At 43.9% G+C, this 11,214-nt stretch carries 12 protein-coding genes and 1 pseudogene; 7 read left to right on the top strand and 6 right to left on the bottom strand.

Features of this window, described 5'->3' with window-relative positions; all coding sequences use genetic code 11:
• Window positions 1-417 precede the first annotated feature (417 nt).
• Complete coding sequence (gene trhA, locus B2Z67_RS11295; RefSeq protein WP_291529931.1) at window positions 418-1,077, top strand: PAQR family membrane homeostasis protein TrhA; 660 nt, start codon at window positions 418-420, stop codon at window positions 1,075-1,077.
• A 90-nt stretch (window positions 1,078-1,167) separates the two neighbouring features.
• On the opposite strand, the gene B2Z67_RS11290 is transcribed toward trhA, so the two are convergent.
• Window positions 1,168-2,301 (bottom strand): HpaII family restriction endonuclease, encoded by a 1,134-nt coding sequence (locus B2Z67_RS11290; RefSeq protein ID WP_291529930.1) that lies wholly within the window; start codon window positions 2,299-2,301, stop codon window positions 1,168-1,170.
• 301 nt (window positions 2,302-2,602) lie between these two features.
• Between B2Z67_RS11290 and B2Z67_RS11285 the strand changes: the two genes are divergently transcribed.
• Window positions 2,603-2,827 (top strand): CDGSH iron-sulfur domain-containing protein, encoded by a 225-nt coding sequence (locus tag B2Z67_RS11285; protein WP_291529929.1) that lies wholly within the window; start codon window positions 2,603-2,605, stop codon window positions 2,825-2,827.
• Window positions 2,828-2,852: 25 nt separating this feature from the next.
• On the opposite strand, the gene B2Z67_RS11280 is transcribed toward B2Z67_RS11285, so the two are convergent.
• Window positions 2,853-3,455 (bottom strand): IMPACT family protein, encoded by a 603-nt coding sequence (locus tag B2Z67_RS11280; protein WP_291529928.1) that lies wholly within the window; start codon window positions 3,453-3,455, stop codon window positions 2,853-2,855.
• Between the two features lie 172 nt (window positions 3,456-3,627).
• On the opposite strand from B2Z67_RS11280, the gene B2Z67_RS11275 reads away from it, so the two are divergent.
• The 3 genes from B2Z67_RS11275 to B2Z67_RS11265 all read left to right on the top strand — a co-directional run bounded on the left by B2Z67_RS11275 (window position 3,628) and on the right by B2Z67_RS11265 (window position 6,056).
• Window positions 3,628-4,200, top strand: coding sequence for a hypothetical protein (locus tag B2Z67_RS11275; RefSeq protein ID WP_291529927.1), 573 nt, complete (start codon window positions 3,628-3,630; stop codon window positions 4,198-4,200).
• Window positions 4,201-4,251: 51 nt separating this feature from the next.
• Window positions 4,252-5,394 carry a glycerate kinase gene (locus tag B2Z67_RS11270; RefSeq protein WP_291529926.1) on the top strand — a complete coding sequence of 381 codons (1,143 nt, stop codon included), beginning with the start codon at window positions 4,252-4,254 and terminating at the stop codon, window positions 5,392-5,394.
• Window positions 5,395-5,552: 158 nt separating this feature from the next.
• On the top strand, window positions 5,553-6,056 hold the full coding sequence (locus B2Z67_RS11265) for an RNA polymerase sigma factor (protein WP_291529925.1): 504 nt from the start codon (window positions 5,553-5,555) through the stop codon (window positions 6,054-6,056).
• A gap of 94 nt (window positions 6,057-6,150) precedes the next feature.
• Here B2Z67_RS11265 and B2Z67_RS11260 read toward each other — a convergent pair whose 3' ends face one another.
• Window positions 6,151-6,552, bottom strand: coding sequence for a DUF6249 domain-containing protein (locus B2Z67_RS11260; protein WP_291529924.1), 402 nt, complete (start codon window positions 6,550-6,552; stop codon window positions 6,151-6,153).
• Window positions 6,553-6,689: 137 nt separating this feature from the next.
• On the opposite strand from B2Z67_RS11260, the gene B2Z67_RS11255 reads away from it, so the two are divergent.
• Together B2Z67_RS11255 and B2Z67_RS11250 are read left to right on the top strand one after the other, a co-directional pair.
• Window positions 6,690-7,238 carry an RNA polymerase sigma factor gene (locus tag B2Z67_RS11255; RefSeq protein ID WP_291529923.1) on the top strand — a complete coding sequence of 183 codons (549 nt, stop codon included), beginning with the start codon at window positions 6,690-6,692 and terminating at the stop codon, window positions 7,236-7,238.
• Window positions 7,235-7,606, top strand: coding sequence for a hypothetical protein (locus tag B2Z67_RS11250; RefSeq protein ID WP_291529922.1), 372 nt, complete (start codon window positions 7,235-7,237; stop codon window positions 7,604-7,606). The genes B2Z67_RS11255 and B2Z67_RS11250 overlap by 4 nt, the downstream gene beginning before the upstream one ends.
• Window positions 7,607-7,784: 178 nt before the next feature.
• Here the strand turns inward: B2Z67_RS11250 and B2Z67_RS11245 are convergent, their stop codons facing one another.
• From B2Z67_RS11245 to serC, 3 genes and pseudogenes are all read right to left on the bottom strand, one after another.
• Window positions 7,785-9,032, bottom strand: coding sequence for a DUF1015 domain-containing protein (locus B2Z67_RS11245; protein ID WP_291529921.1), 1,248 nt, complete (start codon window positions 9,030-9,032; stop codon window positions 7,785-7,787).
• Between the two features lie 19 nt (window positions 9,033-9,051).
• Window positions 9,052-9,975 (bottom strand): NAD(P)-dependent oxidoreductase, encoded by a 924-nt coding sequence (locus B2Z67_RS11240; RefSeq protein WP_291529920.1) that lies wholly within the window; start codon window positions 9,973-9,975, stop codon window positions 9,052-9,054.
• Between the two features lie 108 nt (window positions 9,976-10,083).
• A pseudogene (gene serC / locus B2Z67_RS11235) lies at window positions 10,084-11,149 on the bottom strand (3-phosphoserine/phosphohydroxythreonine transaminase).
• Window positions 11,150-11,214 lie beyond the last annotated feature (65 nt).

Here is an 11,214-nt window from a genome sequence, read left to right as displayed (position 1 = left end):
ACGCACTAAGCCGAATGCTTACCAATGATTCTATATACATCCGCAAAGGTAGCATAAATCATTCGCAGTACCAAGTAGGATGAGGATAATAAAGCCGGAATATTTTCATCAGCCCAAAGTTTGCATTCTGCCCGAAAACCTTTACCTTTGTAAAGTAATTCTAAATATCCGGCTTATGAATCTACAGAAAATCAGATATATCAATTGCTGCATTGTTGAGTTCGGGAAGAAATTCAGTTTGGCTTCCCGTTGGGCTTTTCAAAAAGAGGAACTAAAACTAAATAAGTACTAAGTACTAAGTACTAAGTACCCATGTTTAATTATCTTATAGTATAAACTAATTATGAACATTTACTTATAGATTAGAGTTCTTGTAGGTAAGTTCTATTAAATATTCGCCCCCAACCGCCACACCCAATGACTACAACCCGAAACAAAAAGCGTCACAGCCTCTTCTACACCAAAGGAGAAGAAAAAATAAATACCCTTTCACATGCCGCAGGTATCCTGATGGGCATTGTTGTCGGAGTGATATTCCTCGTGAAAAGCTATCAGAGCGGAAGCTTCTGGGCAACGTTCGGCATCTGGCTCTACCTCTTCGGAATGCTCAGTTCTTACGTCGCCTCCACACTTTACCATGCGCTGAAATACCATAATCCCTGGAAGAAACGGTTACGCAACTGGGATCATGCAGCTATCTACTGGCATATTGCGGGCAGTTATTCGCCCATCACGCTCATTGCACTGCGAAGTGAAGGCGCCTGGGGATGGGGATTGTTCGGCTTCGTCTGGCTGTGCGCCGTCATCGGCACTGTGGTGAGTTTCCGCAAGATGGAGGAACACAGTCATGTGGAGGCTATCTGCTTCATTGTCATAGGGTTGTCCGTGCTGGTAGCCTTCAAGCCGCTGTATGCCGTTGCCGAAGGAAGTTGCTACTGGATGATTGGCGAAGGCGTATGCTACATCACCGGAGCAGTGTTCTACTCGTTCCGGAAACGTTACATGCATTCCGTATTTCATTTCTTTGTGCTGGCAGGGTCGGTGTGCCACATCATGGCGGTGTGGCTGGTTCTTTAATCCCTTGCATAGCGGGCTGTGTGACGACTAAAAACGAGAAAACATCCTCGAAAACAAAATAATGCTGATAGAAATCTATAAAAAACAAAATCAAAACAGTTTCTTTGTCAACCCAATCTTTACATTCAGCCTGAAGTAATACACACCGTTCTCCTTTTCCAGGAAACCGTACTTATCCTTATCTACCGGACCTTTCTCAAAGCGGGTGTTCTGATAAAGGAAATCGGCAAACGCCTGCCGCTCCCATTTATGATAACAAAGCACTTCCCCTTCCGCATTCACCAGCAAGATACCCTCTACGGCAGAGTCTGTGCCGTTATAAATCTTTGCCGGACGCATGCCCAGGGCAAGCGCCAGCAGAAACTGCTTCATTTTGAACTCATAGAAACCATGTTTACTTATCAGTTCATCCTTTATCTTCAGGGGATTCATTTCTTTGATGCGTTCAGTCAGTTCACTGACGCGGGCGATACCGTCGAGGTGCATCATGCGCACCATCTCCGCCAGCATACGCGGAAAGTGTAAATCAATCATCAGCAGGTTGCAGCGGAACACCTTATCTGCTACATCGGCATATTTCAATACTCCGCCCAGACGTTCAATCATCAACATTCGCTCGGTGACTTCCATAGGAGATTCCGGCAAAGCATTCACCTTATTCACCGTAGGCGTGGCAAACTTCACTCCTGTCTGTTCCAGTTTCAGGTTTGCCGTACGTCCGCCATCCAGCAGCGGATTCATCGCACTGAGGCGGCAACGGACATTAAACCCCGTCAGCGGCGCTTCCACATGATGGAAAGCAACGGAGAAGTCTGTACGGTCTTCCGTCTTCGCCTCCAAATCGTAGATGTTGATGGCATCCAGAAAAGCCTCCAAGCCTTCGGGAAGTTCGATAGTATCTCCACCGCCGTTTGTCTTCAGCAACTCCAGCATAACCTCTGCCGCTCCGCCAAAGTCTTCGCGGGGAATTCGCATTTCTCCCCGTTCGGCCACGACAAACAAACCGTCTTTGCCAACTTCGCCACTAACAATGCGGATTTCTTTCTCTTCTACATAATAACGGCGCGTACCGTCATGTTCTTCTCTCTGTATCAGTGCAACAGGCCACCACTTCGCTTCATCCCCGCGACCCTGCGGAGTACCCAACGAAACCTTCGCGTCCGACAGCAGACGAAAGAAACTATACAATTCACCCAACTCACGTTTTGTTGCTTCAAATGCCATAATAACTGTTTTTTTCTAACCTGCATTATTCATACTGTAGTTAAAGGAGTTATCACTTCGTTAGGAGTTAAGGAGTTAAAGCCAATTTGTTGGCTAATAACTATGTTAACTACTCTAATTCCTGAAGCATGAATAATGCAGGCTAAAGCATATAAAATTCTCTTTTGCTCAGGATAATTTAACTTGCATAAATCAACAAGCGTGCAAAGATAAAGAAATCCACATATAAAGAAAGTGAAAAAACAAACTATTTCCACCGCATAAACGTTCTATCCGAAACTATAAACATTTAACTCTCAACATGGAAAATACAGAAAACAGAAAAGACATGGTAGCTATCACTGCTACGCCGAATGGCCCTTTTATTGTAGAAGGTGAATTTAAACTGATAGACAGAGAAGGGAAAGTGAAAATTAAAAAAGACGAAATCGCTTTGTGCCGGTGCGGACGCTCATACAAACAGCCGTTCTGCGACAGTACACACACGAAAATATACTATAATGATATGTCTTTGAAATACGAGTAGCAATCCATTCCGGAAAGCCGGGACATTACGTTTCCTCAAAACGTAATGTCTCTACTTTCTCCAGACGCGCCCGCAGCTTGGGCATCATCGACTTACGGATACGAAGCACCATACGGCAATCCATATCATACGACTGTTCCGGGATTTCCGGCTCCTCCTCTTTTACAATACGCATCACATCATTCATAAAAGGATATTCAAACAGGAAGGCTACAGTTTCATCCACCGTCTTCTCTATAACGTTGGCAACGGCAATCGCCTCGGCGGCGGCAGCCTTGTAGGCAACAATCAGTCCGCTTGTCCCCAACTTGATACCCCCGAAGTAACGGACTACAATTATCAGAATATCCGTCAGCTCATTAGAATTAATCTGCCCCAGAATAGGTTTCCCGGCCGTACCGGAAGGCTCTCCGTTATCGTTGGCACGGAAATCCTTGCGCTCCGCCCCCAACATATATGCATAGCAGACGTGGCGGGCATCATAATACTTCTTCTGATAAACCTCCAGGTACGATTTCACTTCGTCTACAGTACGCACAGGCAAAGCGATAGCTATGAATTTGCTTCGTTTCTCGGTAATAATCCCCTCGGCAGGAGCGCTTATGGTTTTGTAGGTATCTTCACTCATGGGGCAAAGATAGGGATTATTTATTTTTTTTGTTTTATTTGGCAACAAATGATTCTTTTTACAATATATTTAGTATATTTGGCAAAAGTAGAATATTCAACAGGTATAAGACTAAATTACGGGTATGTATCAGGATCTCATGCCTGCAATCTCTAAATAATTCAGATCCTTTATGCAAATATTCATTGCCATGAAAAACAAGCTGTTTACTTTTCTCAACCCCTTATTGGGTTACATTGACAACGGACATTTTTTCCGTGAACCGTTTCGCTGGCTTTATGTCATCTTCGCAGTTTTAAATCTGCTGTTCCCTATCTTTGTATTGGTGCAAGCAATTAATGCAGATTTCTTCAAGTATGCCGAAGGAAAGATAATTTTTGCTTTCATCCTGATATTTATCATCCTCTGTGCAGGAGCATGGGCCAGCTACCTGTTTTGGATGAACAGAAAAGATAAGCTGAAAGAATCAATCGAAGAAGATAATGAATTCGTTGCCATTCCGGTAGTGTCGCACTTGACACAAACGGTGGGCGAATGGTTCGGACTATATATTGGCGTCATCGGTACACTTTGTGCACTGATAATCTTTATTTTTGGCGCCAAAGGTGTGGGTAGCATTTTGCCGATACCTATCGGAACATTCTTCCTTTTGCCTATTTACGGTTTCCTGGTTGTTGTACTTGCACGTCTGGTTGCTGAGTTGTACCGCGCTCTGGCCGCTATTGCCAACAATACCAAGAAGTGAAGCGATAAGAAGTACTGATGGATACGCGTTCATCCAGATACTCTATAATATATGAAGAAAGTAGTCATTGCTATTGACTCCTTCAAAGGATGTTTACCCTCGACAGATGCTGAGAAAGCGGCTGCCGAGGGTATTCGTTTGATATTTCCGGAATGCGAAACGCTTTGCCTGCCCATCTCCGACGGCGGCGAAGGAATGCTGGAGGTTCTGATTGCTGCCACAAACGGGCAATACGTTCGCTTGTCTGCCCACGACCCGCTCATGCAACGGTGTGATACTTGTTACGGCATCTCGGGAGACGGCAAAACCGCATTCATAGAAATGGCGCGCATCAGCGGCTTGACTCTGGTCTCGCCGGGAAAAAGGAATCCGATGCTAACCACCTCCTATGGAACAGGAGAACTGATTCGCAATGCACTGGAACGCGGTTGCCGCAACGTCATCGTCGGCATTGGCGGCAGTGCAACCAACGATGCCGGACTGGGAATGTTGCAGGCATTAGGATACAAATTCATGGACAAGAACGAAAAGGAACCGGGAACCGGCAGCGGGCAAATATTAATGAAAGTAGCTTCCGTAAGTACGGAACTCGTACATCCCGCCTTGAAAGATGCCCGCCTCACCGTTGCCTGCGATGTACAAAATCCATTCTATGGAACCAATGGCGCCGCTCACATCTTTGCGCCTCAGAAAGGAGCAGACCATGAAATGGTAGAAGCCCTGGATGAAGGAATGCGAAGTATTGCCAAGGTTATCCTTCGTGCCACCGGAAAAGATATTTCCAACTATCCCGGAGCAGGCGCAGCAGGTGGAATGGGCGGAAGTTTATATGCATTTCTGGATGCAACGCTGCAACCGGGCATACAACTCATGCTGGACATGCTGGAATTCGGCAAGAATATAAAAGGTGCAGACTTGATTATCACCGGAGAAGGAAAGGCAGACAAGCAGACTTTAATGGGTAAAGTACCTTCCGGCATACTGAAAGAAGCTAAGAAACAGAATATTCCGGTCATTCTGTTGGCAGGAAGCGTAGAAGACGCCGATGAATTGCTCCGTGCCGGATTTCAGGAAGTATATTCCATCAATCCTCCATCCATTTCATTGCGGCAAGCCATGCTACCGGAAGTAGCATATACCAATATCCGACAAACAATCATAAGGAATATAAAAGAAACAGAAACTAAAAGCTAATAAAAAGCACCTGATAACTATCAAAATACACCTGTAACCTGTCAAATGATAGTTTTTACCCCAAACTATAACTGAAATACAACCGTCGGAGTGTAATAACATTCGTAACATTGCATCATCAAAATAATCGGAACGAATAATCAATAAAGCAATATATTATGAACAGTATTACATTCCAGAAAGACTTGCTCGGAGTACAGGACGATTTGTTACGTTTTGCATATAAGTTAACCTCCGACCGTGAAGAAGCTAATGACCTGCTTCAGGAAACTTCTTTGAAAGCGTTAGACAACGAAGATAAATACATTCCCGAAACTAACTTCAAGGGATGGATGTACACCATCATGCGTAATATATTTATTAATAATTACCGTAAGATGGTACGCGACCAGACTTTCGTTGACCAAACGGATAATCTCTATCATCTCAACTTGCCGCAAGAGTCCGGATTTGAAAATACGGAAAGCGCTTACGACCTGAAAGAGATGCGCCGCATAGTCAACTCACTTCCGCGCGAATACAAAGTGCCTTTCTCCATGCATGTTTCCGGTTTCAAATACAGGGAAATCGCCGAGAGGTTAGGGTTACCGCTTGGAACCATCAAGAGTCGTATCTTCTTCACACGCCAGAAGTTGCAACAGGAATTGAAGGATTTCAGATAACCGATTTAGCGCATAGCGCTAAATTAATTATGAATTTTGAATGGCTATGCAGCATGATTGCGCAGCCATTCAAAATTCATAATTCAAAATTCATTTATTGCTTCTTACCGAACCTTAGTTCCGTGATGAAAGCCACTATAAGCCCGATACCTCCAAACACAAGCACACAAGCTCCATAAATCAAAGCTACTATATCGCGATAAAAACGCCAGTTGTTCACTTCCTTGTCCAAATATCCAGGGATTGACGAAGTACAAATTATAAATCCAACCAACAATCCCAATCCCATACCTATCAGAAGACATCCTATCTTCAATGTCGAAAAAGAGAAAGTGCCCATAAGTTTCGGCATACAAGCCGCATCAGACATATACTTATCTCCCATCCTTTCAATAAGCATCAACCGCTCCTTCTTACATACAAACAATTCAAACAGTTTGTAAACCCCTAAAGTAATGATAGCCATAACTATGGGTATCATAATAAAATCCATCATATTCGTTTCGTTTTAAATTAGTATTTTTGTTCCTTTGTACACTTTAGACGCAGACTCCTTTGCGAGGTTACACATTCTGCGAAAAATATTTCTTTCCATCTGTAACCTTACAAACAGAGTTGCGTCTAAAAGACAAAATGGAGAATAAGGAAATACATATTATCCGTCGAATCCTGAAAGGGGAAACTGCTCTGTACGAAAACCTCCTGAACCAGTATGATCAACAGGTATTTTCCTTGATTGCCCGCATCATCTGCAATCAGGAAGATGCTGAAGAGCTGACGCAGGATGCTTTTCTGAAAGCGTACCAAAACCTTTCTTCTTTCAAAGGCGAAAGCTCATTCTCTACATGGATGTATTCCATTGCTTATAATACGGCTATTTCGGCAGCTCGTAAAAGGAAGTTTGAAACCTTTGCCTTGAATGATATGCAACTCGCCAATATCTCAGAACAACAAGTGGATGAAACACTGAACGACGAAAGCGAGGAGATGATTATCAAACTAAACAGAGCCATAGAAAAGCTCAACTCAGATGAACGAGCCTTGATTACTCTATTCTACTATGAAGAAAAGGCATTAAATGAAACCGCCCTGATACTGGGGCTGACTGAAAGCAATGCAAAAGTAAAATTGCATCGCATACGCAAAAAGATATATGTACTCATTAAACAAGAGGAAGTATGAACGAAGAACAAAAAGATAATGGACTCAAAAGAGCCGTAAAAAGGGAAAACGAATTTCGTTTACCTTCTAACTTCACCTACCGCACCATGAGGAAGGTTGAAGAAGCCATACGTTTACGCGAAAAGGTATCGGAACGAAGAGCATTATTTGCCACGATAACAGCTTCGGTATTCCTGATAGGTTGCTGCATTGCCGGATTAACTATTTATTTCGGTGACACTATCAGGGAGGCATTCACGCCTGCGACTCCCTCGAAGACTGACAATATTCAAATTCCCGCATTCTGCATACTTATATTTACAGTAACTCCGCTATTCGTCCTGTTCGACCGCTGGATGAGAAGACGGTATTTCAAGCATCATTCTTAAAAGAAACGAGAAGGTGTATATAAGCCGAGAAGATAATAAAATTGAACTTGCTTAGCAGTGCATAAACTACCTGGTAGTAGTTGGTTAACTACTACGTAGTAACCACTCAACTACTACTAAGTAGTTAATCAACTGATAAACAGAAGGTAAAAAACTACAAGTTTCAGGTGATTCTATTTCAATCCAACTTATGGATAACCAGCCCCGAACGTAATTTCGGTTCGAACCATGTAGTCTTAGGCGGCATGATATTGCCTGTATCTGCAATGTCCATCAACTGCTTCATGCTGACCGGATAAAGTGCCAAAGCAACTTTCATCTCACCACTATCCACACGTTTCTTCAACTCACCCAAACCACGGATACCGCCAACGAAATCAATGCGCTTATCAGAACGCAGGTCTTTGATACCGAGTATTTCATCCAGGATAAGGTTTGAAGAAATGGTAACATCCAGTACGCCAATCGGGTCATTGTCATTATAGGTACCCGGCTTGGCAATCAGGCTATACCATTTGCCGTCCAGATACAAGGAGAAGTTATGCAAAGCGGCAGGTTTGTAAATATCCGCACCTTTTTCTTCAACCGTGAAGTTCTTACCGACGGCAGCCAGGAACTGTTCCGGTGTCAAACCATTCAGGTCTTTAACAACGCGGTTATAATCAATAATCGTCAATTGGTTGGCGGGGAAGCAAACGGCCATGAAGTAATTATATTCTTCATTTCCCGTATGAGCCGGATTCTGTTTGGCTTTCTCGGCACCCACAAGCGCCGCAGCAGCACTGCGATGGTGTCCGTCGGCTATGTAAAGGGCAGGCATTCCGGCAAACTCTTTCGTAATGGCGTCTATATCTTCCTGCTTATCAATGATCCAGAAAGTATGTCCGAAGCCATCGCCCGGAGCGATAAAATCATAAACGGGTTTCTGTGCCGTATAGCGGGCAACTACAGCATCCAGCGCAGCATTATCAGGATAAGCAAAGAATACCGGTTCGATATTGGCATTGTTCACGCGGACATGCTTCATACGGTCTTCTTCCTTATCGCGGCGGGTCAGTTCATGCTTTTTGATGACGCCATTCATATAATCGGGAACATAAGCGCCAACTACCAGACCGTACTGCGTCTTCCCGTTCATGGTCTGCGCATATACGTAATAGTTTTCTTTATCATCCTGCACCAGCCAGCCTTTATCCTGAAACATCCGGAAGTTCTCGGCAGCTTTCTGATAGACACATTCATCGTGTTCATCGGTACCTACGGGAAAGTCTATTTCGGGCTTGATGATGTGATACAGGGATTTCTCGTTTCCCTTCGCCTCGGCACGCGCTTCTTCCGAGTTCAGTACATCATACGGACGGGAAGCTACTTGCTCCACCAAATCTTGTGGAGGGCGAATCCCTTTAAAGGGTTTAACAGTTGCCATATTTACGATTTGATTAAGATTATTTCTTGTTGACACGGAACTTCTCACAGCCGTCTTTCAGGAAACCTACAATCTGCTGAGCTGCAGCAATGCCGGCATTGATATTAGCCTCGGCAGTCTGTGCGCCCATCTTCTTAGGTGTAGAGAAATAACGTCCTACGAACTTGGCGGCAAATGTTTCATTGGCAGCAGGCATGATGTCGGTCATGTACTTCAGGTCAGCACGTTCTTCCATCAACTGAATCAATTCAGTTTCGTTGATAACCTCCTTACGGGCTGTATTCACCAATACGCCACCCTTCGGCATCTTATTCACCAAAGCATAGTTGATGGAGTTCTTTGTTTCGGCAGTAGCCGGAATGTGCAATGAAACTACATCGCAAGTAGCGTACAGCTCATCTACAGAGTCAACAGCCTTTACGCCGTCTTTCTCAATCACTTCTTTCGGGCAGAAAGCATCGAAAGCAAAGATTTCCATGCCGAAACCTTTAGCGATACGGGCAACATTACGGCCTACGTTACCATAAGCATGGATACCCAACTTCTTGTCTTTCAGTTCCGTACCGGAAGTACCGTTATACATATTGCGGGCAGCCATTACCATCATACCGAAAGCAAGTTCGGCTACAGCATTTGAGTTCTGTCCCGGAGTATTCATCACACACACATTGTGTGCGGTGGCAGCTTCCAGATCCACATTATCGTAACCTGCACCTGCACGTACCACAATTTTCAGTTCTTTAGCAGCATCCAATACTTCGGTATCTATGATGTCGCTACGGATAATGATGGCGTCGGCATCTTTCACAGCATCCAGCAACTGGGTTTTCTCTGTGTATTTCTCCAACAAGGCAAGTTCATAACCTGCTGCTTCAATTTCTTTGCGAATACCGTCTACAGCAACTTTAGCAAACGGTTTGTCTGTTGCAACCAATACTTTCATAAATTCTATGATATTAAAAAGACTCACCACAGATTACACTGACTATCACAGATCTTAATATAAAACAATCTGTGCAAATCTTCGTAATCTGTGGTGAATGAATATTTATTAATGAAGTTTCTCAAATTCCTGCATACAGTCAATCAAAGCCTGTACGCTTTCTTTCGGCAGTGCATTGTAGCAAGATGCGCGGAAACCACCAACCGAACGGTGTCCCTTAAGACCTACCATACCTCTTTCCGTAGCGAACTTCATGAAGTCAGCTTCCAGGTCTTTGTATTCGGGGGCCATCACGAAACAGATATTCATGCGTGAACGGTCTTCCTTGGCAGCAGTACCTACGAACAATTTGTTTCGGTCGATCTCACCATACAGCATATCTGCTTTTTCAATAGCGCGGCGTTCCATTTCTTTCACGCCACCCTGTGCCTTGATCCAGCGCAAAGTCTGCAATGCAGCATAAATAGGNNACCGGAGGAGTATTGAACATAGAACCGTTATCAATGTGCGTCTGATAGTTCAGCATCGTAGGGATATAACGGGATACTTTGCCCAACGCATCATTCTTCACTATAATGAATGTAACACCTGCAGGAGCCAAGTTCTTCTGTGCACCACCATAGATACAGATGTATTTGGACACGTCAACAGGACGGGAGAAAATATCAGAAGACATATCGGCAATCACCGGAACATTCGCATCCAAATCTTCCTTGAGTTCAGTTCCGTAAATTGTGTTGTTTGTCGTGATATGGAAATAATCAGCATCCGCAGGCACTGTATAATCCTTAGGGATATAAGAATAAGTAGACTCGGCGGAAGAAGCTACTTCAATTACTTCACCGAAAGCTTTAGCTTCTTTCATGGCTTTCTTTGCCCATACACCTGTGTTCAAGTAAGCAGCTTTCTTTTCGAGGAAGTTGAAGGGTATCATGCAGAACTCCAGACTGGCGCCACCACCCAAGAAGACTACCGAATAACCTTCGGGTATATTGAGCAATTCTTTGAATAACGCCACGGCTTCGTCCATTACGGGTTGGAAGTCCTTAGCACGGTGGCTGATTTCCATCAGAGAAAGGCCTGAGCCATTATAATCAAGAATAGCTTTAGCTGTATCCTCAATCACCTCACGTGGAAGAATAGAAGGTCCTGCATTGAAATTATGCTTTTTCATTTCAAGTTTGTTTTGGTTATACAATTCGTTTATTATTGTCTTTCGACATGCGAAATTACAGAAAT

The organism is Bacteroides sp. UBA939, from assembly GCF_002293435.1.
In the GTDB taxonomy this organism is placed as follows: Bacteria; Bacteroidota; Bacteroidia; order Bacteroidales; family Bacteroidaceae; genus Bacteroides.
Note: the sequence above shows the minus strand (reverse complement) of the source record. Positions and strands in the feature narration are given on the sequence as shown.

Coding starts and splice junctions, on each gene's coding strand:
- trhA (WP_291529931.1), top strand. CDS start 418: ATGACTACAACCCGAAACAAAAAGCGTCACAGCCTCTTCTACACCAAA.
- B2Z67_RS11290 (WP_291529930.1), bottom strand. CDS start 2,301: ATGGCATTTGAAGCAACAAAACGTGAGTTGGGTGAATTGTATAGTTTC.
- B2Z67_RS11285 (WP_291529929.1), top strand. CDS start 2,603: ATGGAAAATACAGAAAACAGAAAAGACATGGTAGCTATCACTGCTACG.
- B2Z67_RS11280 (WP_291529928.1), bottom strand. CDS start 3,455: ATGAGTGAAGATACCTACAAAACCATAAGCGCTCCTGCCGAGGGGATT.
- B2Z67_RS11275 (WP_291529927.1), top strand. CDS start 3,628: ATGCAAATATTCATTGCCATGAAAAACAAGCTGTTTACTTTTCTCAAC.
- B2Z67_RS11270 (WP_291529926.1), top strand. CDS start 4,252: ATGAAGAAAGTAGTCATTGCTATTGACTCCTTCAAAGGATGTTTACCC.
- B2Z67_RS11265 (WP_291529925.1), top strand. CDS start 5,553: ATGAACAGTATTACATTCCAGAAAGACTTGCTCGGAGTACAGGACGAT.
- B2Z67_RS11260 (WP_291529924.1), bottom strand. CDS start 6,552: ATGATGGATTTTATTATGATACCCATAGTTATGGCTATCATTACTTTA.
- B2Z67_RS11255 (WP_291529923.1), top strand. CDS start 6,690: ATGGAGAATAAGGAAATACATATTATCCGTCGAATCCTGAAAGGGGAA.
- B2Z67_RS11250 (WP_291529922.1), top strand. CDS start 7,235: ATGAACGAAGAACAAAAAGATAATGGACTCAAAAGAGCCGTAAAAAGG.
- B2Z67_RS11245 (WP_291529921.1), bottom strand. CDS start 9,032: ATGGCAACTGTTAAACCCTTTAAAGGGATTCGCCCTCCACAAGATTTG.
- B2Z67_RS11240 (WP_291529920.1), bottom strand. CDS start 9,975: ATGAAAGTATTGGTTGCAACAGACAAACCGTTTGCTAAAGTTGCTGTA.